The following is a 26,164-nucleotide window of genomic DNA, read 5'->3' on the forward strand; positions in this document are numbered from 1 at the left end:
CTCTATGTCGACTGCATATTTGTTTTTAATGACAAAATTGTAGCCTCCACAACCTTCATATCTATGGGCTTTGACACATGTGCATTCATTCCCGCATCAAGTGCTCTCTGCACATCATCGGCATAGGCGTTCGCAGTCATAGCAATTATCGGTATTTGTGAGGCACCCTCCTTGTCCAGTTTCCTTATTGCTGCCGTCGCCTGATATCCGTTAAGGAATGGCATCTGAATATCCATAAGAATCATGTCATAATATCCGGGCTCTGCCTTTTCAAACATCTCCACAGCTTCCCTGCCGTTGGATGCCCTCTCGATCACAGCACCTTCCATGTTCATTAGCTCTGAAAGTATGTCTGCATTTATATCATTATCCTCTGCTGCCAAAAGCCTTATTCCCTTAAGCGGTTTTTCAAGTTGCTTTTCCTTTTCCGTACCAACCCTGCATACAACATTTTCCATGAGTTGACGGAAAGTAGATAGGAAAAACGGCCTTTGCAGGAAATCATATATTCCGGCCTCCCTGGCCTCAGCCGCAATTTCTTCCCACTCATCAGTTAACAGGATAAAAACAGGCTTATGTTTAAGCGGCTTTTCCTTGAGATATGATGCGACCTCAAAGCAGCTAAGGCTCCTTATCTGCATGCCAAAAACAATGACATCAATGCTCTTATCTTCCTCATCACCTGCATCTATGAGCTTAATTGCCTTGTATCCGCTCGAGCAGATAAGGACTTCTACCCCTGTATCCTCAAATACTGTCTCTATGTTATGGCACTCATCTATATCTTCGTCAATTACAAGTAATCTGCGGATTTTGTTCTTTTCCCAGAAATCATCCGCCTCATGTCTGATACTCTGAAGTCTCAGGGTTATTACGAAGGTGGATCCCCGGCCCTCCTCGGAGTCTACCGAAATGGTTCCGCCCATCATCTGTACCAGACTCTTGGTTATGGCCATTCCAAGACCTGTGCCCTGAATTCCAGAAGTCTCCTTTCTCTCCTCTCTGGTAAAGGCATCAAACAGCTTTTCCTGAAAATCCTTGCTCATTCCTATTCCGTTATCTCTTACTGAAAAACGCACATCCCAGTAATCCCCGCTGGTGCACTTTTCTTCTGATACGGAAAAGACAATTCTTCCGCCTGTCGGTGTATATTTGACCGCATTTCCAAGAATATTTACAAGCACCTCATTAATTCTTTTTTTGTCGCCGACAAAACGATCCTGGGGCATTGATCCGGATTTTATCTGATAATCCAATTGTTTACTTTTAGCCTGAAAAGCCACAACGGAATTGACCTCTTCCAAAAGAAGCCCCAGCGCAAATTCTTCATTGTGAATATTTGCTTTTCCGCTTTCAATCTTACTCATGTCAAGAACATCGTTCAAAAGCGAAAGAAGATTCTGACACGCAAGTCCGATTTTGTGTGTATAATCCCTGACTTTCTGTGGATTGTCTGAGTTCTTGGCAATCAGAAGATTAAAGTTTGTTATGGCATTCATGGGCGTTCTGAAATCATGGGACATATTTGCGAGAAAGCTCGTTTTTGCCTCATTAGCGGCATTAGCAACCTCAATCATATCCTCCATCTGGCGCTTTCTTTGGATCTCCTCTGTAATATCCACCCAAATCAGAAGGAAGTTGTCGCCTCCGTCCATATCTGTGTGGTTAATGCTGCCTCTGAAATATTTTGTCTCTCCTGTTTTCTGATTATGTGCTTCTAATACTTCGGCCTCTATAGTCTGTCCCATCGGAACCTTTTTAATAGTGTCGTCCGAAGGCGGAATCTCTTCCTCTACCCTCACTCCCAAATCTATAAGATTTCTGATGTCCTTGTAAATGAGTTCTCTGTCCACGCCAAGAATTTCCTCAGCATTATCAGTCAGAAATTCAACCTTAAAATCCTTTGCTGAGAAAATAGCAGCTACCGTTCTGTTTTGTTTTATAACATAATCAAAAAACCATTCCTTGCACCGGATTTTTTTGTCCTGTGCTTTTTCTTTATTATCACTCATAGGCTCTCGTGCCCCCTGACCTTAAGTGCTTTGACCGTATTCTCAAAAAGCTTTAAATCAATCGGCTTTGGTATATGTGCATCCATCCCCGACTCACTGGTTTTTTCTATATCATCCTTAAATGCGTTTGCACTCATCGCTATAATCGGAATCTTGCCTGCATCCTTCCTGCCCTCATCCTTCATCGCCCTAATGGTCATAGAGGCCTGGTAGCCATCCATGTTTGGCATTTGAATATCCATTAGAACCATGTCATAGTAGCCTTCACCCTTTTCTTTGAATGCTTCTACAGCTTTTTCACCGTCCTCAGCTACGTCCACAAGCGCTGCGCCCTGCATTTTAAGTATTTCTGTAAGTATTTCCGCATTCAGCTCATTATCCTCTGCCGCAAGGAAACGCATCCCCTCAAATGTATTCTCATCCCCGGAATCATCCTGCATATTTCCGTTTTCCAAAACCTCTTCAATCTCTCTTATCTCATCCAGTTCGGTTTTGGGCGCTATATCAAAGGCCAGTCTCACGGTAAAGATACTGCCCTCATTAATCTTGCTCTCAACATTAATGGTTCCGCCAAGCGATTCAACCATCTTTTTGGTTACCGTAAGTCCAAGACCTGTACCCTGTTCCTTGCTTGCATTTTTCCTCTGTTCCCTTTTGAAGGGCTCAAAAATGTGCTCCAAAAATTCACTGCCCATCCCGATTCCGTTGTCCTTGATCTCGAATCTGAGCATAAGCCTCTCGGTATCTTCTTCATTTTCGGGAGTGATATCAACATTAATGATTCCGTCATTCTCTGTGTAAGTTACAGCATTCTGAATTATGTTCTTAAGAATTATCTCAAGCTTAAGATCATCACCGACAAATATATCCTCTTTGACCTTACCTCTGTCTATCGTAAGCTTCAGCCTTTTGTTATCCGCAAGCGCTCCCATCTCCTGCCCGACTCTGTTAAGAACATCACTCAGATAAAATCTCTCATACCTGACCTCGTCGCCTCCTTCTTCCATCTTGCTTAGATCAAGCACGCAGTTGATCATATTGAGCATATTGCGATGAGCATACTCGGCCTTTTCTCCGTATTCCCGGACTTTATCGGGGTCATCTGCATTTTCTTTCATAAGGTTCAGATATCCCGCCAATGCGTTCATAGGTGTCCTGAAATCATGGGACATGTTGGCAAGAAACCTTGTCTTTGTTTCATTCGCGGAATTGGCAACAACAAGCATTTCCTGAACAGACAAATAACGAACTATCACCATAATGACAATTAGAACAATAGCAAATGCCACAATAAGCAGTATATTGTTGATCATTTTTACCTGAGAAATATTCTTATCTACAGCATTTGCCGGAGTAAGGCATACAAGCATGCTGTCATCAATTCCGCAGGGCATAAAAGTTATATAGTAAGCTATCTCATCCAGTTCCATGACAATAACACCGGTCAAACGGCTTTCAATTTCTGCCCTGAAGCCTTTTCCGATGGGATCATACAAAACCTCGCCGTTTTCCGAAATGTAATCGACAATGTTTTCTATTTCCTGAGATTGCTTTACAGAGGTGATTATCAGATTTCCGCTTTTATCTACCAGGTAGTTCAAAGATCCGGCCATGTCACTTCTCTTTACAGAGAGCCGGCTCTTCATCTGATAGGAATCAAGCCCCATACCAATTGCGCGATAAGTGACACCCTCATATTTTCCGGGCTTTACACTTAACACAAAAAGGTCCAGACGCTTACCGTTTGTACCAATTATGTGGGAAACCTGCTTATCCCCTACGGTTTTAAGGCGATTGATAAAGTCCTTGTTCTCATCAATCGAACCTATATTACCTTCCGTATCCAGATAGTTTCCCTCTTCATCAAACAGGTATATCTGCTCGACGTCCCATATTCTCTTTTCTGTGGAAATGTAAGAATTGAAATCTTCTATCCCTGATGATTTCTCGTGTTCAAGATGATATGACCAGCTTCGAAGGAGCTTATAATATCTCGTAAATCTGGTCGAAATAATAGACTCCAGCTGCGAATAATAAGTTGTCAGCTGAACCATGCGATCGCTGTATATGAATCTGCTCTGAATGCTGTTCACCATGAATATCAAAACAGCAAAAAGTATGACAATGGCTATCGGCACTGTCCACTTTGACTTTATTGCACTACGCATATTATCCCCTCATAAAATAGTGCACTTAAAAATCTTTATCTGAGTTCGTACATTCTGTCTCCTTTAAAATACTCTCCGCATTTGGAAAACTCAGACAATACCAGATTATAACTTTTCACATTATCCATCCATGTATCTATACATATTCCCCTTGTAACAACAGGACATACTGTTATCCTGATGTCACGAAGCTCCGACTGAAAAGTCATGAGCGCTCTCCTTGCATGAAACGCCTGACAGCAAAGGATTATGTGGCGTATATTTTCCTCTTTCAGATCCTCTTCTATTATTCTTCTGGAAAACTTCGCATTCTCAAAGGTGTTTGTTGATTCCTCTTCAAGGATTACTGCATCCTTATCGACACCCTCTCTTATCATGAGCTTAGTAAGAAACTCTGCCTCCGTTACAGCTCCGTCCCTGTCCCCGTTACTTGCAGAATATCTGTTAAACTCATCCTCAAGACTCTCATAAGTCATATAAAATTTTCCGGTGACAAGTATCTTTGGTGCAAAACCTTTTTTCCACAGTTCTGCTCCGTGAAAGGCAAGTTCCTGCAGCGGTGCCCCGGGAATAAGAATAATATCTGCCGGAGTTGGCTCGTCAGAAAGAAAAATAAATTTTCCTATTTCTTCGAAGGATGCTATATTTGCTGCTTTCATCGAATCATTACCTTTTTGATCTCAGCTATATAATAATAGTGATAATCACCCTTTGCGTAATAATCGGCAATCAATCTTCCGTTAACAAAGCATTCTTCCTTCATAAGCTGCTTATACAGAACTCTGCATATAATGACATTATCTGCCTCGTCTATAAACGGAACACCGTCATCAAAGTTCACATTAAGCTTTGCATTCTTTATCTTGTCCTCATCTCTTCCGGATACAGAACCAAGATATTTCTTAAGAGATTTATATGTGTCATGATGAAGAAATGAAAGTGAAAACTTCTTCTGGGCATCAATGAATTCCTTTGTATATCTGGACTCACGAACATAAATAATGGCACAGGTTTTATCCCAGATATGCGTTATACCGCCCCAGGATATCGTCATGGTATTGGCTTTTTCTTCATTTCCCGCTGTAAGCAGTGCCCAGGTATCGCCTCCAAATTTAAAAGCGCCTTCCAATATTTCATCCAAATCAACAGGTTGGAATACATGAAGTCCCATATTTCTTCCTCCTTAAAAGTCTCTTAGCTTATCTTCTTCTGTCAGTTCCGTGTTCTCTATCTTCAGGATAGTTATGTCATAGCTGTAGTCACTGTTTACTTCTATAGTGAGCTTGTCTCCCACTTTATGTCCGAGAAGCTGTTTCCCCATGGGAGATTCTATACTGATAAGGCCCTTTAAAGCATTTCCTCTCATGGTGGTAACTATCTTATAAGTAGCTTCCGATCCGTCATCCTCCAGTCGCACTGTGACGGTCTTATTCATTCCTACTTCATCCTCCTTACTGGAGTCATCTATTATCTCAGCGGTCTTTATCATTCTCTCAAGAAATCTGATTCTGCTCTCATTGGCATTTTTAGCTTTCTTTGCCGCATAATATTCAAAATTCTCGCTTAAGTCTCCCTGGGCTCTTGCTTCCTTAACATCCTCAAGGAGTTCCTTTCTGACAACGGCCTTGCGGTGCTCTATCTCCGCCTCCATGTCCTCGATGTCTTTTTTTGTAAGCTGGTTGTGCATTTTATTAACCTCCCTATTCCCCTCATCCGTCGTTTCCCTTACGGGAAAGCATAGGATGATATACTAATTTTACACGATATATTGAAAAAATAATATTAAGAAACAGTAAAATATAAAAAAGCTGCCACAGGAAAACCCATGGCAGCTTTACATTTTATATATTCGCTTTTATCAAGCCTTACCGTCAGAACCAAGAACGTTGATGATCTTGTCGTGAACGATTTCCTTAACATAAGCGCGGCCGTCGCCAAGATACTGACGAGGATCGAAGTGCTCAGGATGCTCAGCGAAGTGCTGACGGATACCTGCTGTCATACCAAGACGAAGATCGGAGTCGATGTTGATCTTGCAGACTGCACTCTTAGCTGCTGCACGAAGCTGCTCATCCGGAATACCGATAGCATCCTTCAGAGCGCCGCCGTTAGCATTGATGATTCCAACGAACTTCTGAGGAACTGCTGAAGAACCGTGAAGAACGATCGGGAATCCGGGAAGTCTCTTAACAACTTCCTCAAGGATATCAAGACGAAGCTTGGGATCCTGGCCGGGCTTAAACTTGAAAGCACCGTGGCTTGTTCCGATAGCGATAGCCAGTGAATCAACGCCTGTACGCTTCATGAAATCCTCAACCTGATCAGGATTTGTATACTGTGCTGCATCATCAGCAACGTTTACATCATCCTCAACACCTGAAAGTGTACCGAGCTCAGCCTCAACTGTGCAGCCCTTTGAATGAGCGTAATCAGCAACCTTCTTGGAGAGCTCGATGTTCTCTTCGTAAGGCTTTGAAGAAGCATCGATCATAACAGATGTAAATCCGTTGTCGATACATTCCTTACAGATTTCGAAGCTTGCACCGTGATCAAGGTGAAGAGCGATCGGAATAGATGTTGACTCAGCAGCTGCCTTAACCATGTTTACAAGGTAAGGGAACTGTGCATACTTGATTGCTCCTGCAGAGCACTGAAGGATAACGGGGGACTTGAGCTCGTCACAAGCCTCTGTAATAGCCTGAATGAACTCCATGTTGTTGATATTGAAGGCACCAACAGCATATCCACCGTCATATGCTTTTTTGAACATATCAGTCGTTGTAACTAATGGCATAATTTGTACCACCTTTCGTAAATATTGTTAACAAAACACTGAAAATATTATAGCTCATTACTTAAGGCAAATACAATCTTTATTTGCTATCAGATTGGTTTTTCCTAAGGATTTTTATGATACAATAAAGCGTGGAATTTCCGATTCAAATTCATTTTTTTCGTTAACGGAAATCCGTATTACCTTTGGGGAGGAAATAACGTGAATAAAAAGCTCTCACTTTTCATAAAAACAGCAGTGTTTCTCGCTATTCTCTGCGTTTGTTTTATCTGTATGTCACTTCTTGTAGAGCGCAAATCCAGCTTCAATAAAAATCAGGAGTTTTTCGAGGAGGCCAAAAAGGATCATATCGATGCATTTTTCCTTGGTTCCTCTCATGTCATAAACGGAATCAATCCTCTGCAGCTATTTGAGGATTACGGATATACTTCCTACAACCTCGGCGGTTACGGAAGCGTTCTTCTTTCAAGCTATTGGCAGATGATGCTTGCTCTCGATTACTGCACTCCTAAGCTGGTGGTTGTCGATTCGTATATGCTGGAAAACAATATCAGATACATAGATGATCCCGAGGCAAATGTAAGCAGCGATGAGCTTCATCTCAATATTGATCGTTTTCCCTTAAGCAGAACAAAATATCACGCCATAAACGATATGTTTCAAGACAGAGACGAAAAATACCCTTATTTAGCTGACTTCATTGTCTATCACGACAGATGGAAGGAGCTTGAGGCAGACGACTTCAAGCGCTTTACAAAGGATGCTGACGTAAATCGCATGATGGGAGCGGTTATGGAATATGGCATCCACTCTCAGGAGTATACCTACACCGATTTTCAGGCAGGGACTCTTGAACAGGAAACCGTCGGAACCGCTTATCTTCGAAGGATCATTGAAGAATGTCAGAGCAGAAACATTCAGGTTGTGGTAGTAACCCTTCCCTTCCTTGCCATGTATGATAATCAGGCAGCTGCTCATACTGCGACTCAAATAGCTGCAGAATATGGTGTCCCTTCACTCAATATGCTCGAGATTCCCGGAATAATTGATGTCAATACCGATATGGAGGATGCCGGTCACCTGAATGTACTTGGCAGCAGAAAAGTCACTTCCTGCCTCGGAGATTTCATAGCACAGAACTGTCCTCTCCCGGATCACAGAGAGGATTCCGGATATGAAAAATGGAATAATTACATCGGGGATTACAATGCAGAACTGGCTTCGATGTGCGAAGGAAATGATGACCTGTACACTCAGCTAATGATGCTGCAGCTGAATAACTCCAATAAAACCTTCACCATTTCGGTAAGAGGTGACACTGCTGTTTATTCCGACCCCAGCCTTGTACGTCAGCTTCATTCACTTGGCGCCACGGAAATGCTTGATCAGGCAGTTTCTTCAAACTGCTCCTATATGATGATTTCCGATCATGGAGTGATCACAGAATTTGTCGGAGATTCAGAAAATGAATTTTCTGTGGAAACCTCTGACGGAGTATTTTTATACAGTCCTGCAAGTGCAATATACAGGATTCTGTATGTAAACGGTGATACTGAGAATAACTACCTATATTCCGATGATCATGCCTATGCGGATGTGCAGCTTTTGTTCTTCTCGGGCGGCGTTTGCACATCGCATCAGTACTACACCTGCGATCATTTCACCTATGATTATGACCAAAGATAATTAAATCCGGAGGATGACATGCAATTTGTTTCACTTAAATTTCTACTGTTTTTACTAATAACCATATCCGTTTATTTTGTTCTTCCAAAAAAGATAAGATATATCTGGCTTCTTGCAGCGAGCTGGGGATTTTACTATAAGCTAAGCGGTAAGCTCCTTTTACTGCTTATCGCTGTTTCGGTTATAACCTATGTGGCTGGAATTCTTATGGGAAGATCCTATACTTCCGGAGAAAACAGAAAAGGCAAAAAACCTGTACTCGTTACAGGAATTGTTCTCCTGCTCCTTGTTCTCGGATACTTTAAATATACGGGATTTCTTCTTGAAACAGTCAAATCGCTCCAGGATGCCCTCGGGATTGAGCCGCTCGGAATCGTCGCAGAGATCGCGCTTCCTGTCGGTATATCCTTCTATATTTTCCAGGCGATTGGCTATCTCGTAGACACCTATAGAGGAAAAATGCCCGCTCAAAAGAACTTCCTTCGTCTTGCTCTTTTCATCTCATTTTTTCCTGAAGTTATGTCGGGACCTATTGAGAGAGCCGGCAATATGATTCCTCAGTTTGAAAATCCGAAGGACTTTTCCTATGAAAACATGAGGGAAGGACTTCTTCTCATGCTGTGGGGATATTTTCAGAAGATCATAATTGCCGACAGGCTTGCTCCCCTTGTGGATCACATTTACTCATCTTACAGTAACTACACCGGAACGCTTCTGTTCCTTGCTACAATTTTCTATACGCTGGAAATATACTGTGACTTTGCCGGTTACTCCAATATAGCAATTGGAAGTGCAAAAATACTTGGCATAGATATCATGAAAAACTTTGAGCAGCCCTATCTGTCGCGCTCAATTGCAGAGTTCTGGCGAAGATGGCATATTTCTCTTTCTTCCTGGTTAAGGGACTATATCTATATACCTCTTGGCGGAAACAGAAAGGGCTATGTCAGAAAACTGATAAACATATGTATCGTATTTGCTTTAAGCGGACTTTGGCACGGTGCTGCCTGGACCTTTGTTTTCTGGGGACTGCTCCACGGCTTGTATCAGGTAATCGGTATCATTACAAAGCCCCTTAAAGAAAATCTGACAGCAAAATTAAATATTGACCCGCAGGGGCTTGCGCTCCGGCTGGTCAATATAGTGGTTACCTTTATTCTTGTAAACATCGGCTGGATCTTCTTCAGAGCGCCTTCCTTCAAGGTTGCACGTTACGTTCTTACAAACATGTGGAAGTTTAAGCCCTGGGTATTATTTGACGGAACACTTTTCAATCTCGGACTTCCCGAAGCTGACATAAGGCTTCTCGGTGTTTCGATCATCGTCCTGGCTATAGTTGATGTATTAAACTACAAAGGCATTGTGGTTCGAAAAGCCCTGACAAATCAAGCGCTTTGGATCAGATGGATAGTTTACTTTGCCGCAGTACTGTTTATTGTTACCTGTGGTGTCTGGGGACCCGGCTATGATGCAGCATCATTTATTTATTCTTCTTTCTAAAGTATGCTGCAATAATAACCAAAACAAATGCGAGTGTTACAAGCTCAGCTATTCTCCAATATAAAGGTTCTCTGAATCGAATCTTTATAACTGAGTCACATCCCGTGGGAAGAGTGATCCTGAGTTTATTATTATCTCCTGCAGACAGCTTATAGCTTTGCGCACCATCTGTAGCGTAGTAGTGAGGATATGCAAGAAGCGGAAGGTCTGCATAGCCCTCTTCCCCGGAGCTGTTGATCAAATGAAGTTCATACACACCTTTTTCTCTGCTTTCTCCATCGTAGGTTATTTCCTCCGATGAAGGAAGCACAGATGCATACTGAAGTCTCTCAAGATCTGTACCTGTCAGCATGTACTGTCTGTCATCATCGAATGAAGTCCATTCATCAATACTCTCAATAGACACAATATTTGTCTGCTTTTCAAGAAATGTATTTATATATCCTCCGCTCTGCCAGATGGTAAGCGCAAGAATCACCGCACTCATAACATAAGCCGGTCTGTGCCTTCTTATAATCGCATATAGAGTACAAATCAGCATTGTTGCCGCGGTAAGGTATCTTGCAGGATACTGAATACTTCCAAGTAGCTTAAACAAAAGCTGCGCCTTGCTAAGTAAAAGATCATATGGGAAGTAACAGGTACTAAGTACAATTGCAAATACTGAAAGCGCTATCAGCGTTATTGCTACCCTCTTATTCTCTATCTCTTTTCTGTCCTTAATAAGAACAATCACAGCTATCACACAAATAAGAAGAAGTGCCAGCCCGGGTGACTGGGGAAGCTCATCCACTGGCTCTGTTCCAAGCTCCAATATTGGGGCAAGAACATTGTAAAATGCTCCGCCGAGCTGCCTCCAAGTTATGCCAAAGGTCTGGATCGGAGTCTTTTCAGCTGAGTTAATTAGCATTGGTGCATTCTTGTAATAATCCATAAGGGGTACAAGCTGCCACAAATTGAAGACAAGCGTCCCCACCGCTGCACCTATAAGACTCTTCCATCTTCCCTCTGAAAGCATAGTCTTTATATCAGCTATCACAAATATGACAATAAACAGCATCGCCATCACAACGCTGAGAAGATGCGTCATAAAAAGGCCTGTCATACCAAGGCCAAGGATAAATGCTCCGCGCCCGCTATTTTCATTCCTGTGGATTCTGGCAAGGCCAAGGACTATGAGCGGCAAAAATGCAAAGGCACTGTATTCTCCGACAGCTTCTCTCGAAAGGAGATCCGTCAGTCTCCAGAAGGAGAGCACATATAAAAGCATTGTGATAGCAGCTGTAATTCTGTCGCCTGAAATATACTTAAAGCAAAGATATGCAGTAAGCGCCGTGAGAATCTGTATCAGCGCGAAGTACCACATATATGCCATCCATAGCGGCATTCCCATAAGATGAAGAACCGCCGGAATATATAAAAGGGCATCTCCGTACATAACGCCTACCGGATAGCCATAGTTATTAAACCAGTAGTGCTGCATCTTTACCGGGAATTCCCCGCATTTTAGACCCTCTGCAATTCCCGCAATTCTTCTTAAGTGGAACGGAAGATCATGTCCGAAAGGTACTCCTGCCTTATCGGATTCCTCTTCAGAATTCGCAATGTCTACAGGCTCTCCACACCAAACGATAGATGAGCCTTCAAATTCAAGAGTCTGGTTACAACCGATGCTATAAAGTGCATCTACAGCCTCGGGATTTCCCTCAAATACAAGATAGACATAATCCGGGCTGAGGTCCTCTGGCATATTAAATAAATATCTTCCGTAGAAAGAAGTATCCCCCATGTTAAAGTCATAGGGTGACAGCTTTGTTCCGAGCAAATAGTAAATATATGGCGGAATATATGGCTGGTTGTTATGAATTACAACAACCTGCTTTTCAGCAAAATATTCCTCTTCGGAAAGAACCTTTATAGGTTCATCCAGAGGCTTTTGGAAAAGATAGAGATTATCGGAATAACTTCCCAGATATTTAGTAAAGAATGCTCCTCCAAAGCCTATGAACACTGCCCCGAGAACAACGCCAGCTGCCAGATATAGCTTCTTGTTTTTGGAAAAAAGACCAAGCAGGACATCCATTCCAAAGGCCGCAAAAAAGGCAAGCGTAAAGAATATTCCGTTCATCTTATTTACGTTTGGCCCGTCTCCTCCGAGCATTGAGCCTATAAGGAGCTCCGCCAGAAACCAGATGAGAGGCAAAAGCGCAAAATTCAGCTCTTTTTCCTTAACTGATTTTCCTATGGAGATGAATGAACGTATAAGTCCTGCCACAATGAAGGGAATTGTAATATAGTACATCGTTCCAAAGGTAGGAATACTGTTGTAATCAAGGCTGTCATAGAGAAATATGCTCTTTAAAGCATTTATAAAGCCCGAAAGTGTCGGCGCCATTATCTCTCCGCCGCGGTAGAAAGTAAGTGCCGGCATTGTGATGATTCCAAACACTATGGACTCTCTTCCCGTGATATTGACATATTGCGTTATAAGGAGCGGAAGTGCCAGGATTCCAAGCGGAATAACAAAGCAAACAACTCTCAGTATGTTTAATTTCTTTGAAAAAAGAAGTATCAGGAAAAATACCATCAAAAAGATAGGCATAATGGCATAGCAGATTGCATAAGTATAAAGAGATACTCCCGCAAAAACGCCGGCAAGAGCATAGTCACCTGCTTTTCCCGAATCCACTGCTTTCATAAGTCCATATAAAAACAGCGTAGTCATTCCGAGCATGAGATTACAGTCAAGACCAAACCTGGCACTCATAACAAATGCAGGGCATACCGTATACAGGACGGGATAGATGTAAGAAGCCGCTGAATCCTCACCGCAGACCCTTCTGACTATCGCTTCTCCGGCAAAGAGTGTTATAAGTGAAAAGAGCACACCCGGCAGTCTTATCGCGATCATATTAAGTCCCATAAACTTAATAAATATCGCTGCCACATATGCGTAGAGTGCACTCTGTCCGCCGCCGTAATTTATGAGATATACAGGAAATGACAAAAGATTTCTGTCTACGCCGTAGTTAGCAAGGCAAAATGCATCGTATGCCATTCCTGCTTCATCCACGTGAAGCCCTGCTGGCGCAGTCTGAAGGAAAATAAGCCTCGAGCACACTGCAATTATATAAACTATAATAAAATACCAATTTCGTTTATTTATGCTTTTTGTATCAGACAGCATTCTTTTTCTCCGTAACTAAAAGTATTATGAGTGCTATGATTCCAGCTATCGCCATCAATATTCCCATGGTCAACCCAGGTGTGTGATATCTAAGCTCAATGCTATGGGTTCCCGCACTAATTGGAGTCCCAAGGAACATGATATTGGCTTTTTCCGGAGTTCTTTTTTCTCCGTCTACATATATTCTCCATCCCTTATCATACGGAATGTTAAGAACAAGGTAGGAATCCTGACCGGCACTTATAGTGCCGGTAATTTCATTTGTCATAAGCGACAGGGCATTTCTGTGAAGATTATTATCTGTCATTGTTTCTTCCGAGAGTCCGGCTGCATTTTCCGTAAAGCCGTTCATCGGCTGACATATAACCTTCAGCGCATCAAAACTGTATTTTCCTTTTGCGGTAAACGTTATCTTTATGCGGGTTCTTGCCTCATCGCTGTAGCACATATTCACCAGATAATTGTGCCAGCCGCTGTAGAACTGGCTTAGCGGTGTCTTATAAAAAATCGTCTTGGTAACCTGCCTGTTTTCCGGTGTGTCCGTGGAAACAATTATATTTACCGCATCATACTTACTTTCACACTGGAGGTTCTCAAAATATAAATAGGTTTCGCAGCCAGGTACCCCTTCAAAGGTCAAAGTACATTCAGCGTTGTCCTTTTTTGCCTTAAAATATCCATCCTTTACCTTCACACCATCCGTGTCGGTTATCTCATAAGGTACCTCGACATCCGAGTAATATGTAGGATCTTGAACATTCATTTTCGTAAGTTCACTGTCATCGTTTTTACTTTCCGATTCCCTGACGGCGCCATAAAGAAGTGCCTGCTGCCTTTTTATCGGCGAAAGCGCATCATAATCATCTCTTGAAATAACCTGATCCTGTGTATATCCAAAGGCAGGGACGTTATTTCCCGCATATATTCCGAAATTGTACCACTCGGAGAAGGGCGCATAGTCATAGGGCACATAGCTCTGCTCCTGTTCGTTGTTGTATCGAAGAGAATAATATTTAACTCCCGAAAGAGTCAGTGGAATCGCTCTGTCATCAAGCCCAAAGAACTGGAAATTTGCCATCTCGTTAATTGCCATTGACTGCAAAAAGTCTGATACGGAACCGTTTGCAAGACTCCAGTAAAACTGAGTTGAAGGAATACTGTAAGGAAGCGAAGCATTGAAGGTAAGATTTCTTCCGGTATAACTGTAATATTGCTCATAGCCCTCGGGAACTGTCTCTGTCAACGCTCTGAGCTCCGTATTCATGACAAGCTTGTCATACTCCTCGGGCGACATCTTATCCACATAACCGCTCGGAAGGTTTCCTGCCTGCGGCGCATTGGCTGCATATCCGTTTTGAACAACAGCAAGAAAAACCAGTAATAATATCGCTGCTCTTCTTACACTTGCCGGAATCTTTTTTATCAGAATTATTATCCAGAACACTCCCAGAAATACCAGCTGGGGGTAAATCAATTTGGATGTATCTCCGAATATAAGAACTGCTGCCGAATATAGGATACAAATAACCCCGAGGATAATCTGTTTAACCATGCTGAGCTTATCCCCGTTTTCCGTAAGCTCTGTCGCCAGATAGGATAGCAACAGACAATATGCAAAACTCCAACGATTTATTGTATAGGAAAAGCCGGTCATAACATACCCGGCAACCGGGAACAAAAGCATCAATGTCATAAGCAAGGCAAGGATTCTCTGTCTTAAAAGCGTCCCTTTCTCATCCTCTTCTCTTTTGAAGATAAGAAAAACAAGTGCCGGAAGCGCGATGAAAGTAAAGCCTATAACCGTGTCATAGGACGGGAAATATCTGTACGCAATAAGACTTCCGATCAGTTCCTTATAGTACTCTGCCTTGTAGATAAGCGGAACACCATGAGAGCCGAGTCCGGCTCTTGGATTAGACAAAAATGCGAGAATTACAGGCAAAAGGATTGGCATGGATATTAATGTTCCGATAATGCCCATGCACATAAATCTTCCAATGAGCTGAAATTTCACAGATAATGTCTTAACCTCATCAGAGGTAAATATGTAGATTAGCCCGTAAACAAGCGTCATCAACACAAGCATGTAGAAGAAATAGAAATTACTCACAGCGGATAGAACTACCGCCAGAATAAACGGAAGCGATTTCCTTTTACTAATAAATGTTCTCACTCCATACACAAGAAGCGGAAGGCAGATCATCGGCTGAACAAACTGCGGATTCCACATTCCTATGAACATAACTATCCCGCAAAAGGAATAAGATATTGCTCCTGTGAGCTTTGAAACAAGAGTAAATCTTTCTTTTCCGGATACCAAAAGCAAAAAGGAAAGTCCCGCCAGATATGGACGAAGCAAAATAAGAAATTGAAAATAGTAATAGACGTATTTTGAAGGCAAAAATGCCATGGGGAGATTCAATGGATCTCCCACGGCATAATATTGCATTGAGGTCAGAAAATCGGCTCCGTATCCGATTCCCAGATCATAACTTTGAATATCGAATTTGTGCTCGGAAAAAATCCTGTGTGCAACACCTCTTAGAAATCTTCCGTATTTTGAGAGTGCATTAATATGCTGCTCGAACGCATCCGTCGCATTTATCATGGACTTTTTGCTGTAATAAAACCAGCCCCATACAAGCAGTGCGGTAATTATATATAAGATAGTAAAAGAAAAAAACACTGCTTTCTTTGAATGTCCTGCTGTATTCTTCATTGTCCAAATCCTCGGATACGTATTTTGTATTATTACATGCGGAAGAAGTTGGTGGACCAGAAGGATTCCTCGTTCACCGCAGTAATTCTGCTATATTGCAGAACAACGGCTGAATCAGCGCCGTAGGCTCTGACAAGCTTGCCGTTTTTTACACTATAAGTTAAAGCGTCTGTCTTAAAGCCCTTAGAACCGCTCTCCATAACCCTGACAAGTCTCGCTTCCTCAGGTATTCCAAGCGGAGCAAGGCTTATCTCGCTTACCGTAAGATAGTCTTTTGTGTTTATTACGACTATAGTGGCACTTATACGATTGAATCTTCCATAGGCAAGGATGCCCTCACCGGCATCCAGTCTGACCAGCGATCCGGTTTTAAGCTCTACGCTTGTCTTATGAAGATGGATCATCTCCTTGTGAAACCTTATCATCTCCTGGTCTTCGGTTCCCCAGGGATACGTTCTTCTGTTATCGGGATCCGTAAAGCCGCAAACGCCAGCCTCGTCCCCATAATAAATTGTAGGTGCTCCGGGCCAGGTCATCTGGACAACAACTGCCTGCCTCATGATAGCCTTACTTACACCCTCTTCAGCGGCTTTGTGTCCTCTGGTGCCGCATCTGCCCACAACATGATTTGTTCTGGTAAGAAATCTCGAATGGTCGTGATTCGAAAGTTCATTCATGGCCACAAGAAGAGACGGATGTGAAAAGTTTTCTGCCGCCGCACCCAACATGCAATCCCAGAATCTGTCCACATTGCCGATAAACTCGCCATGATAACCGTCACTGTGCTTTTCCATTCCCGTCAGGAAATAGGTCAACGGCTCCATAAAGGCATCGTAGTTCATAACGCTGTCCCACTCGCCGCCTACAAGCCAGTTATGCGCACTTCCGTAATGCTCAGCCAAAATCAGGGCGTCTGGGTTGGCTTCTTTTACAGCCTTTCTGAATCTCCTCCAGAAGCTGTGATTATAGTCCTCCGAATGTCCCAGGTCCGCTGCAACATCCAGTCTCCAACCGTCAGCAAAATACGGAGCGGAAACCCATTTCTTTCCGATTTCGATTATGTAGTCCTCAAGCTTTTTACTACCCTCATAGTTGAGCTTTGGCAGAGTATCATATCCCCACCATCCCTCATAATTATTGTTATAGGGCCAGTTACCGCCTGAAAAACCGAAGTAATCATGATAAGGGCTGTCCTTCGAAACATAAGCTCCCTTTTCATATCCCTTGGCATTTTCATATATACACTCTTTGTCCATCCACTTGTTAAAGGATCCGCAGTGGTTGAACACACCATCGAGAATTACTCTGATTCCGCGCTTATGAGCTTCCGAAACCACTTTTGCAAAAAGCTCATCCGATGCCTCCAGATTTTTCTTGTTTGTAACTCTGTCTATATACCTTGTAGCATCCTTGTTCGAATAACTATTGGTTAAAAGTTTTCCTTTATCCGATACAATTTTTCCAAAATGAGGATCGATATGGTCGTAGTCCTGAGTATCATATTTATGCGATGAAGGAGATACGAAAAGAGGATTAAAATAAATAACCTCTATTCCAAGATCCTTAAGATAATCAAGCTTATCCAGGACTCCCTGAAGGTCTCCGCCATAGAATTCTCTTATATCAGCGTCAGGATCCGGATATTGATTCCAGTTTGTAACCTGAATGCTTTTTCCGCCAACATAATTGTACTCATCTGTAAGAACATCATTATCCGGATCTCCGTTTCTGAACCTGTCAACAAATATCTGATACATGACAGCTCCCTTCGCCCAATCCGGCGTATAGAAATTCGGAATCATTCTGAATTTGAATTTATCGGGAACAGTTTCCCCTGCTCCCCTCTGATCATAGTAAAGAGTCTCCCCCTCTGACTCAATCCTGAAATAATACTGAACTATACCACTGGTTTTAGGTACTATGCCCTTGGCAAGATAATAATCAAAGCCGTCCTCCGAATGGTGTATCTTCATCTCAACCTCATCGGATGCTACTTCGCTGTCATAGATAAGCGTTATCCTGCCGGCATCGCCCTGTCCGCACCGAAAATATACAAAAACCTGCTTTCCGGGTTTTGGCTGTGGCGGCTGGTAGTAATCCAGCGTCAAATCATGGAACAATCTGTCCCGCCTAATCATAAATAATCTCCTAAAAAATAGATATAAAAAAAGACAGCTTAGGGTTGCTGTCTTTTTTAGAGAAGGTATTTCTTTCTTATGGGTATAGCAAAAAACTTTAATGTATTGGGGGTTACAAGAGTATATTAGCACCACCTCGATAATGGGTAAATACTCACGTTTCACAAAATTACTAAAACCCCGTATGCATTTTTGTCTATTTTGCACAAGCGTCAAATTTTATCTGCCAGTGCAGCTATGTCTTCTCCCAGTGAAACAGCCTGATGGAGCGTGAAAAGAGCTTCAAACTCTGCACGTCCTATTTTTTCTTTTTGAATTAAAAGCTCAGCGCTGGAGTGAAGAATATCCTCATAGGATCTGAGAATCTCTTTTGCCTTTGCATAGCACAAATCGATGATATCCTTGACCTGCTTATCAATCTCGCCAGCCATAAGCTCAGAATTGCGCTTGTTGTGCTGGATATCATAACCGATAAACACGTCTTCTTCCTGCTCGTTATAATTGATGATACCGATCCTCTTGGACATGCCATAAACAGTAACCATCTTTCTTGCTTCGCTGGTAGCTTTCTGAATATCGCTTGATGCTCCGGTTGTAATATCTCCAAAGATGATCTCTTCGGCAATTCTTCCGCCGAGGACAACCATTATCTCCTGAAGCATTTTGCCTTTCGTAAGGAACATCTCATCCTTTTCGGGAAGCGGCATCGTGTAGCCTGCTGCTCCCATACCTGTGGGAATAACAGATACCGTATATACAGGTCCTACATCGGGAAGAACATGGTAAAGTATCGCATGTCCGGCCTCATGATAAGCAGTTATCTTCTTTTCCTTATCGGAAATGATATGACTGTGTTTCTCTGTTCCTATCCCAACCTGTACAAAAGCTTTCTGGATGTCTGACTGCGTGATGAAGCCTCTGTCATCCATCGCAGCATTGATTGCAGATTCATTTAAAAGGTTCTCAAGATCCGCTCCGGTAAATCCTGCTGTAGTCTGTGCAATGCTCTGAAGATCAACGGTCTCTGCAAGAGGCTTATTTCTTGCATGAACCTTAAGTATCTCCTCACGTCCTCTGACATCCGGACGGGCAACCGTGATCTTTCTGTCAAAACGTCCGGGACGAAGTATCGCGGGATCAAGAATGTCTACACGGTTTGTGGCCGCCATGACAATTATTCCTTCGTTTACACCAAATCCGTCCATCTCAACAAGAAGCTGGTTCAGTGTCTGTTCACGCTCGTCATGTCCGCCGCCCATACCGGTTCCGCGGCGTCTTGCAACCGCATCAATCTCATCGATAAATATAATACAGGGTGAATTCTTCTTTGCATCTGCAAAAAGGTCTCTTACACGGGAAGCTCCGACACCTACGAACATCTCTACGAAATCGGATCCCGAAATGCTAAAGAACGGAACACCGGCTTCACCAGCGACAGCTCTTGCAAGCAGGGTTTTACCGGTTCCGGGAGCACCTTCCAAAAGTACACCCTTTGGTATTCTGGCTCCAACTCTTGTAAACTTTCCTGCATCCTTAAGGAATTCGATTATCTCGGCAAGCTGCTCTTTTTCCTCAACAAGTCCTGCAACGTCCGTGAGCTTTATCTTGTTATCATCGCCTGTGGACAGCCTTGCTCTGCTCTTGCCAAAGTTCATCATCCTGCTGTTGCCGGATGACTGTCCCTGCGCATTATTCATCATCACAAACAAAAAGGTGATGACGAACAATCCTACCAGAATCGGTATAATGCTGCTTATCAGAAGATTCTCACCGGGAACATCCCTTACTACAGGGTCTATTCCGTTCTCAACAAGAATTGCTTCGATCTCGGAAATATCCGTAGCATATAATACCTTTTCGTTTTTATTGGTAAGAACAATCTTTACAACTCCGGTCGGAGTCTCCTCATTCGGAACGATTTCCGCGGAATATATCTTGTTTTCCTGGAGATCCTTGACCAGCTGGCCTCTGGTGTAGGCTGTATCCGATGACTGAATTCTGCCCTTACCGTACTCAAGAAAAGCAAGAGCCAAAAGCAGAACTATAATCAGTCCAAAGTAAAAACTAAAGCCCCTATTTTTATTCACTGTTTATCCCCTTTAATCGAACTCTACAACCCCAATGTAAGGAAGGTTGCGATATCTCTGATCATAATCGAGACCATAACCCACAACAAACTCGTCCGGAATCTCAAAGCCTGTATAATCAACATTAACATCCATTACACGTCTCTCGGGCTTATCAAGAAGAGTGCAAAGCTTGATGCTTGAAGGACCTCTGTCAGCAAGCATCTTAAGAAGATAGCTGAGCGTTCTTCCGGAGTCCACAATATCCTCTACTACAAGAACATCTTTTCCTGCAATGGGCTCATCAAGATCCTTTACAATCTTAACAACGCCGCTGGATTTTGTAGAAGATCCATAGCTTGAAGCTGACATAAAGTCCATAGTTACGGGAACCGTGATTCTCTTTGCAAGCTCACACATAAAGAAAGTACCGCCCTTAAGTACGCAAATAAGATGTACTGTCTTACCGGCATAGTCTTTGCTTATCTGCTCACCGATCTCCTGAATTCTTTTGTCAACTTCCTCCTCAGACAGTAAAACTCTAACTGATTCTGCCATATTTACCTCTTTTCCGGGAGTGCTCCTGCGCTCCTTGTTCCTTTATCTTTTTGTTACTGCAACTTCCAAAACTCTGTTTGAATCATCACTCAGTCTGTAGGCATCTCCCATACGATGCTCGGGAACCCATAGAACATTGTCCCCCTCTGCAAGTATGTAAAGCGCATCTCTCTTATCAACCGGGATTTTTTCATCTATCATGAATTTCTTCAGTTTTTTATTTCCGTTACCTACCGAAATGGTATCACCCGTTTTTCTGGTGCGGAATTGCAGACTATTCTTTATTTTATCATAATTGAACCATTTCGTATATTCTCCCATAGGGATTTTAAGGTCACTTTTATAGGGAAAAATTCTTAAATTTACGACTCCGAGACGCGGAACTTCAAGTTCCACCTCACCGCCCTCTCTCAAAGCCTTCATATCAACGCTGATATCTTCATTTTCCATACCTTGGCTCTTGTCGAAACAGAGCTTTAGTTTGTCATAAGTCCTGATTGCTTGTATGCCATACGGAAGGCTTAGTTTTGCTGACCCATCGGTGCTTAAGGGAAGCCTTGTCAATTCTCTGATATGCACCGCCTGAATATCCTTCACGTGCGGATATAAAAGGTGAATACCGTTTGTGATCAGCCTTTCCCTTATTATCTCCGGCTGTGCTGCAAGGCTGCCACAGTCAAGTACCACCTCGTCCTTACTGCTCTCTACTAGCCATCCTTCAACCAGTCTCGCCTGCTCATCAATATAATCATCTATTCTTGAAAGGTAAGCTGCTGTTTCCGCGACGTGCCTGTCAGCTTTAGCATTTATCTGCTCCTTCGCCACCGGAATGACGTTGTGCCTGATGCGATTTCTGGTGTAATCATCAGTAAAATTGCTGCTGTCATTACAGTATTTAAAACCTTTTTGTTTTAGATATTCCTCTATTTCGCTTCTCTCTGTTTCCAAAAGAGGCCTTATCAGTACGACGCCGTCGCGTTCTCCCTTTGCTCTTATTCCCGAAAGTCCTTTAATCCTGCTGCCTCTGAACAGATTATGAAGAACCGTCTCCGCCTGATCGCCCATATTGTGAGCGGTAGCTATTTTTACAGTCTTCCCGGTCTTTCTCGAAAGCTCACCTGCTATATCAAGAAAAGCTTTATATCTCTCATTTCGCCCGGCTTCTTCCTCAGACAAATCTGCCTTTTGGACTATACTCGGTATATTAATATCCCTTCTGTAAAAAGGTATCTCATATTCACTACAAAGCTTCTCGACAAATAGCGCCTCCTCTTCGGCAGCCTCTCTGATCATATGATTGATATGAACCACCGCAAGATCAAAAGACTGTTCCTCCCGGAGCTGCCGCAAAATATGAAAAAGGCAGACAGAATCAGCCCCTCCGGATACACCGGCAAGAACAACTTCACCGTCTGCGATAAGCTTTTCTTCAACTATGTACTTTTTTATTCCTTCACCTAATCTGTCTTCCATATATTTGATATCAGAAAAGCTCCGGAACTTCTCGCCTCCGGAGCCTTTGTTTTTATTTAGTTTCCTGAGCTCTCATCCTTGAAGATTATCTCTCCCGGATATACAAGGCCCAGCTTTTCCTTTGCAACCTTCTCAATATACTTTCTCGTTGTAGTATATGTCTCAAATTCTGCTATCTCTTCACTGCGTGCCTGCTCTGTCTCTATCTGCGTCTGAAGAGTCTCTATCTTGCTGCGGTACTGATCTCTCTTCTGCACCAGACTGAAACTCCTTACAAGAACCACAATAAGAAGCAGAGCCACTGCAACAGTAGCCATTATCATTCCATATGTATTTTGAACGTTGCCCCTTTTATATCTTGCCTTAGCTGCCATTATTACTCCCCATCCGAAAAACTTTATATCATTATCGTTATTTCGGAGATATAACCTCTCAAGTATATTTTAGTACTTGAAAAAAGCACTGTCAATGTGAGTGGTCAGATGTAACGATAAAGCGATGATACATCCTCTTTATGGATAGTCTCCTTGACATCCAGAACTTCAACTTTCACATCCTTATTACCGAAACTGATTGCAATAATATCTCCCGCCTTAACATCTGTGCTAGCCTTTGCAACCCTGTCATTTATCATAACTCTTCCTGCATCACAGGCTTCATTTGCAACAGTTCTTCTCTTTATAAGTCTTGTTACCTTCAGGTATTTATCTAATCTCACGGTTGTCCTCCACTTACCTCCTCGGGTTTGGCATCATCGCCTGTCCCCTCGGAGCCGCTGTCACTGTTTCCACTGTCTTCCTCACCGCTGTCGCCACTTCCTCCATTATCGGGCTCATCGGGTTTACTTACGGGAGTAAGCGCAGGGAATGTATAGGTTACATTAGTTTTTTCCTTATCTATCTGTATAGTATAACTCTTCGTCTCATAACCTTCCTTCTGAAGAGTTACCATGTGCTGGCCTGCAATTTTTGTAAAGCTGACCGGCATTATTCCCACATAGTTCCCATCAAGATACGCTTCAGCGCCTATAGGTGCATCGAAGGTCACTTTATAACCGCTGATGGTATTTTCATCTTCCTCATCTTCACCTGTATCGGAAGAGTCAGAGTTATCACCTGTTGATGAAGCATCCGAACTCTTTCCACCAGAGCTTCCTGATGAAGAGGATGAACTGGTATCCGCCTCCGGGGCCTTTGTTGCAGCTGCATCGGGATCAACACCTGCCGTCTTGCTGCTTGATGCGTCGGAAGATGCTTTGCTTTTCGAATTATTCTTAGTAGTCTTGGATGATGCTGTATTTGCCGCATTTCCACTACTTACGGTACTACTGCCGTTATCGCTGCTGGTCCACATGCCGGTAGTATCTATTGTATTAGCCGCATCAGAAGCCTCTGCATCGCCGTCAGTTACCTCACCTTCCTCGGATGAATTCGTACCATCCTTGGGAGTAAGATCGATAAATAAAGTAGCATCCCTTTCAGCTACTTTCAGGATATGATCCTGAGGCTCATATCCTTCAGCCATTACATGCAGCTTATGCTTTCCATAGGTATAGCTGTGCGGAACCTCTTTAAGTACCTCTTGCCCATCTACAAATACTCTGGCATCGTTGGGTGTAACAATGAAGGTGACATTACCTTCCTTAATCTTCTCAACCTCTGCTACGCTTGTATCAATTACAGTCTCTTCATTGCGGTTTACAACAATTTCCGATGAAAACTTCGCTCCGTTACCGCTTATGCTGACATTATAATTTCCCTCAGGCGCACTTATAAGCATCCTTGGAGTAATCTTGCGAATTACCTCTTTATCAAGTTCAATCCATGCACCTACAAGGCTCCTGTCGTCCACAGTATCAGACGACAGACTAACATACCCGTGTCCCCTGGTCACCACAATACTGTAAATCTCTTTATCAAGCCCACTTACCCTGAGCGTATCCGTAGCAAGAATATCTTCGGCATTTACTGCCTGCCCGTCAGAAATGATAAGGGTTCTGGGTGTGATATGAAAAACAGTGCCGTTTATTTTGGCTGTCTCATCACCGCGAACCAGATCAAAATCATTTACATCATTTTCGACCCAGGCTTCGGTTGATACCACGAGAGAATTAAGGTGCTTTACACCTTTCAAAAAAGTAATATCCACAACCTGTCCAACCTCAAGCATTGATGCAGACATAGGCTTACCGTGGATATCATAGATCATAGAAGTATTATCATAGCTGAGGGTATAGTTTTTACCCACATCATGATTTCTGAACTGAATTGTATGGGATAAAGTGTTGATCTGCTTAACAGATGCGGTATCCGCAGAGTCATATTTCCCCAAAAGAGAGACTCTTACCTTGCCATCATCCATCACATCCGTCACTTCCGCATATGCGTACATCGGCTGCATGGATGCGAAGGCAAGTGCAAACAGCAATATGAAAAAATTTCTCATTTTCTTTTTCATAAGCTTCCCCCTTTTCCAAATCTCCCTTTGGAAATCACCCCGTGTTTTTAGTCCTTCCCTTTCCTAAATCCGGCTAAATTAGTTTCATCAAGCAGGTATTCCCTGCTGTTATGCGAAGGCTCCTCCAGAACATCCGCAAGCATGTTTGCAAGAATATCCCCCAGCTCCCTGCCGGGCTTTATTCCCAGTGCTATCAAATCCCTGCCGTTAACGGAAAGATCCTTAAGCGACAGACATTCTCCGTCATTTCTTATTTCGTCGTAAAGATCTGAGATCTTTTGAATCCAATCAAACTTTTCATCCTGTCTGTAGCTGCTCTGAGCTATTGTGTCCGCTCTCTTGATCTTCAAAAACATCGGAAACAGCTCTGTTCCGATTTTATTTGCAGCTCTTCTGACATTTTTCTTTTCCGCAGGAAAACGCCAGTCATGGACAAGTATCAGTTTTTTTACATCATCCATTGTATCCCGGTCGAATTTCAGACGGCGAAGAACCGCATAGGCAGTTTCCGCACTTTTCTCCGCATGACCGATGAAATGATCAACACCTTCATCGTCTGTAGTGCGGCATGACGGTTTCTCAATATCATGAAAAAGCATTGTGAGTCTGAGAACCTTATTTGCTTCAATCGCTTCAACAGTTTTAATAATATGCTCTCCGACATTGTAGGCGTGATGCGGGTTATTCTGAGGTGTCTCAAAACACTTATCAAACTCCGGCATAAACACCCCTGTAAGACCGGTCTCGTAAAGCTCTCTGATTTTACCCGGATTATCCGAAGTAAGAAGCTTAACAAGCTCCACCTGCACTCTCTCAGCACTTATTCTTGATAACGTTGGCGCAAGCTCTGTTATGGCCGCTCTTGTTTTCTCTTCTATATCGTAGTCAAGCTGCGCTGCAAACCTGACCGCTCTCATCATACGAAGAGCATCCTCTGTAAAACGCTCCTTCGGATCTCCGACGCATCTGATTGTCTTTTTTTCAATATCCAGAAGACCGTCAAATTCATCAATCAGACCATCCTCATAGCTGTAGGCCATGGCATTGATTGTAAAATCTCTGCGCTTTAAATCTTCGATAAGGCTTGCCGTAAATGTTACATCCTTGGGATGACGTCCGTCCTCGTATTCGCCGTCTATCCTGTAGGTTGTAACCTCAAAGCCCTCTTTGTTTATCATGACCGTAACTGTGCCATGCTGAATTCCCGTATCTATCGTTCTTCCGAATATGCTCTTAACCTGCTCCGGTCTGGCACTGGTAGTAATATCCCAGTCTCCCGGCTGCCTGCCCAGTATACTGTCGCGCACGCATCCGCCAACCACATAAGCTTCAAAGCCTTTTTCATGAAGCTTATCCAGAATCTCTGCCGCCGGCACAGGTATATTAATTTTTATATCTTCTCTTTC

18 protein-coding genes are annotated in these 26,164 nt (G+C 42.9%); 2 read left to right on the top strand and 16 right to left on the bottom strand.

Features of this window, described 5'->3' with window-relative positions:
* Window positions 1–2: 2 nt before the first annotated feature.
* The 6 genes from G596_RS21755 to fba all read right to left on the bottom strand — a co-directional run bounded on the left by G596_RS21755 (window position 3) and on the right by fba (window position 6,974).
* Complete coding sequence (locus tag G596_RS21755; RefSeq protein ID WP_022761735.1) at window positions 3–2,012, bottom strand: hybrid sensor histidine kinase/response regulator; 2,010 nt, start codon at window positions 2,010–2,012, stop codon at window positions 3–5.
* Window positions 2,009–4,180 (bottom strand): hybrid sensor histidine kinase/response regulator, encoded by a 2,172-nt coding sequence (locus tag G596_RS23780; protein WP_022761736.1) that lies wholly within the window; start codon window positions 4,178–4,180, stop codon window positions 2,009–2,011. Before G596_RS23780 ends, G596_RS21755 begins: the two co-directional genes overlap by 4 nt.
* Before the next feature lie 35 nt (window positions 4,181–4,215).
* The gene (locus G596_RS0110160; protein WP_022761737.1) at window positions 4,216–4,839 is read right to left on the bottom strand and encodes a YdcF family protein; all 624 of its coding nucleotides are present in this window, start codon (window positions 4,837–4,839) and stop codon (window positions 4,216–4,218) included.
* Window positions 4,836–5,351 carry a flavin reductase gene (locus G596_RS0110165; RefSeq protein WP_022761738.1) on the bottom strand — a complete coding sequence of 172 codons (516 nt, stop codon included), beginning with the start codon at window positions 5,349–5,351 and terminating at the stop codon, window positions 4,836–4,838. Before G596_RS0110165 ends, G596_RS0110160 begins: the two co-directional genes overlap by 4 nt.
* 12 nt (window positions 5,352–5,363) lie before the next feature.
* On the bottom strand, window positions 5,364–5,867 hold the full coding sequence (greA, locus tag G596_RS0110170) for a transcription elongation factor GreA (protein WP_022761739.1): 504 nt from the start codon (window positions 5,865–5,867) through the stop codon (window positions 5,364–5,366).
* Between the two features lie 171 nt (window positions 5,868–6,038).
* Window positions 6,039–6,974: a class II fructose-1,6-bisphosphate aldolase gene (fba, locus tag G596_RS0110175; protein WP_022761740.1), complete on the bottom strand. Its 936-nt coding sequence runs from the start codon at window positions 6,972–6,974 to the stop codon at window positions 6,039–6,041.
* Window positions 6,975–7,175: 201 nt separating this feature from the next.
* On the opposite strand from fba, the gene G596_RS0110180 reads away from it, so the two are divergent.
* Both G596_RS0110180 and G596_RS0110185 read left to right on the top strand, forming a co-directional pair.
* Window positions 7,176–8,660 carry a hypothetical protein gene (locus tag G596_RS0110180; RefSeq protein WP_022761741.1) on the top strand — a complete coding sequence of 495 codons (1,485 nt, stop codon included), beginning with the start codon at window positions 7,176–7,178 and terminating at the stop codon, window positions 8,658–8,660.
* 18 nt (window positions 8,661–8,678) lie between these two features.
* Window positions 8,679–10,160 (top strand): MBOAT family O-acyltransferase, encoded by a 1,482-nt coding sequence (locus G596_RS0110185; protein ID WP_022761742.1) that lies wholly within the window; start codon window positions 8,679–8,681, stop codon window positions 10,158–10,160.
* On the opposite strand, the gene G596_RS0110190 is transcribed toward G596_RS0110185, so the two are convergent.
* The 10 genes from G596_RS0110190 to G596_RS0110235 all read right to left on the bottom strand — a co-directional run bounded on the left by G596_RS0110190 (window position 10,141) and on the right by G596_RS0110235 (window position 26,152).
* Entirely contained in the window at window positions 10,141–13,347 is a 3,207-nt protein-coding gene (locus G596_RS0110190; protein WP_022761743.1) for a glycosyltransferase family 39 protein, read from the bottom strand. The genes G596_RS0110185 and G596_RS0110190 overlap by 20 nt on opposite strands.
* Window positions 13,337–16,066 carry a YfhO family protein gene (locus G596_RS0110195; protein WP_022761744.1) on the bottom strand — a complete coding sequence of 910 codons (2,730 nt, stop codon included), beginning with the start codon at window positions 16,064–16,066 and terminating at the stop codon, window positions 13,337–13,339. Before G596_RS0110195 ends, G596_RS0110190 begins: the two co-directional genes overlap by 11 nt.
* 32 nt (window positions 16,067–16,098) lie before the next feature.
* Window positions 16,099–18,204 carry a glycoside hydrolase family 13 protein gene (locus tag G596_RS0110200; protein ID WP_022761745.1) on the bottom strand — a complete coding sequence of 702 codons (2,106 nt, stop codon included), beginning with the start codon at window positions 18,202–18,204 and terminating at the stop codon, window positions 16,099–16,101.
* Between the two features lie 212 nt (window positions 18,205–18,416).
* Entirely contained in the window at window positions 18,417–20,291 is a 1,875-nt protein-coding gene (gene ftsH, locus G596_RS0110205) for an ATP-dependent zinc metalloprotease FtsH (RefSeq protein ID WP_022761746.1), read from the bottom strand.
* A gap of 12 nt (window positions 20,292–20,303) precedes the next feature.
* The gene (gene hpt, locus G596_RS0110210) at window positions 20,304–20,828 is read right to left on the bottom strand and encodes a hypoxanthine phosphoribosyltransferase (protein ID WP_022761747.1); all 525 of its coding nucleotides are present in this window, start codon (window positions 20,826–20,828) and stop codon (window positions 20,304–20,306) included.
* A gap of 42 nt (window positions 20,829–20,870) precedes the next feature.
* Window positions 20,871–22,301: a tRNA lysidine(34) synthetase TilS gene (tilS, locus tag G596_RS0110215; RefSeq protein ID WP_022761748.1), complete on the bottom strand. Its 1,431-nt coding sequence runs from the start codon at window positions 22,299–22,301 to the stop codon at window positions 20,871–20,873.
* Window positions 22,302–22,357: 56 nt separating this feature from the next.
* Complete coding sequence (locus G596_RS0110220) at window positions 22,358–22,675, bottom strand: FtsB family cell division protein (protein ID WP_022761749.1); 318 nt, start codon at window positions 22,673–22,675, stop codon at window positions 22,358–22,360.
* A gap of 104 nt (window positions 22,676–22,779) precedes the next feature.
* Window positions 22,780–23,019, bottom strand: a complete 240-nt coding sequence (locus G596_RS0110225; RefSeq protein ID WP_022761750.1) for an RNA-binding S4 domain-containing protein — start codon at window positions 23,017–23,019, stop codon at window positions 22,780–22,782.
* Window positions 23,016–24,758, bottom strand: coding sequence for a PEGA domain-containing protein (locus G596_RS0110230; RefSeq protein ID WP_022761751.1), 1,743 nt, complete (start codon window positions 24,756–24,758; stop codon window positions 23,016–23,018). The genes G596_RS0110225 and G596_RS0110230 overlap by 4 nt, the downstream gene beginning before the upstream one ends.
* Window positions 24,759–24,805: 47 nt before the next feature.
* Window positions 24,806–26,152: a CCA tRNA nucleotidyltransferase gene (locus G596_RS0110235; protein ID WP_026671289.1), complete on the bottom strand. Its 1,347-nt coding sequence runs from the start codon at window positions 26,150–26,152 to the stop codon at window positions 24,806–24,808.
* Between the last annotated feature and the right edge of the window lie 12 nt (window positions 26,153–26,164).

The organism is Butyrivibrio sp. AD3002, from assembly GCF_000420905.1.
Lineage (GTDB): Bacteria > Bacillota > Clostridia > Lachnospirales > Lachnospiraceae > Butyrivibrio.

Bases quoted from the DNA above. Each gene is read 5' to 3' on its own strand.
- hpt (WP_022761747.1), bottom strand. From the start codon at position 20,828: ATGGCAGAATCAGTTAGAGTTTTACTGTCTGAGGAGGAAGTTGACAAA.
- fba (WP_022761740.1), bottom strand. From the start codon at position 6,974: ATGCCATTAGTTACAACGACTGATATGTTCAAAAAAGCATATGACGGT.
- G596_RS23780 (WP_022761736.1), bottom strand. From the start codon at position 4,180: ATGCGTAGTGCAATAAAGTCAAAGTGGACAGTGCCGATAGCCATTGTC.
- greA (WP_022761739.1), bottom strand. From the start codon at position 5,867: ATGCACAACCAGCTTACAAAAAAAGACATCGAGGACATGGAGGCGGAG.
- G596_RS0110200 (WP_022761745.1), bottom strand. From the start codon at position 18,204: ATGATTAGGCGGGACAGATTGTTCCATGATTTGACGCTGGATTACTAC.
- G596_RS0110185 (WP_022761742.1), top strand. From the start codon at position 8,679: ATGCAATTTGTTTCACTTAAATTTCTACTGTTTTTACTAATAACCATA.
- G596_RS0110220 (WP_022761749.1), bottom strand. From the start codon at position 22,675: ATGGCAGCTAAGGCAAGATATAAAAGGGGCAACGTTCAAAATACATAT.
- G596_RS21755 (WP_022761735.1), bottom strand. From the start codon at position 2,012: ATGAGTGATAATAAAGAAAAAGCACAGGACAAAAAAATCCGGTGCAAG.
- G596_RS0110165 (WP_022761738.1), bottom strand. From the start codon at position 5,351: ATGGGACTTCATGTATTCCAACCTGTTGATTTGGATGAAATATTGGAA.
- G596_RS0110230 (WP_022761751.1), bottom strand. From the start codon at position 24,758: ATGAAAAAGAAAATGAGAAATTTTTTCATATTGCTGTTTGCACTTGCC.
- G596_RS0110160 (WP_022761737.1), bottom strand. From the start codon at position 4,839: ATGAAAGCAGCAAATATAGCATCCTTCGAAGAAATAGGAAAATTTATT.
- G596_RS0110190 (WP_022761743.1), bottom strand. From the start codon at position 13,347: ATGCTGTCTGATACAAAAAGCATAAATAAACGAAATTGGTATTTTATT.
- G596_RS0110195 (WP_022761744.1), bottom strand. From the start codon at position 16,066: ATGAAGAATACAGCAGGACATTCAAAGAAAGCAGTGTTTTTTTCTTTT.
- tilS (WP_022761748.1), bottom strand. From the start codon at position 22,301: ATGGAAGACAGATTAGGTGAAGGAATAAAAAAGTACATAGTTGAAGAA.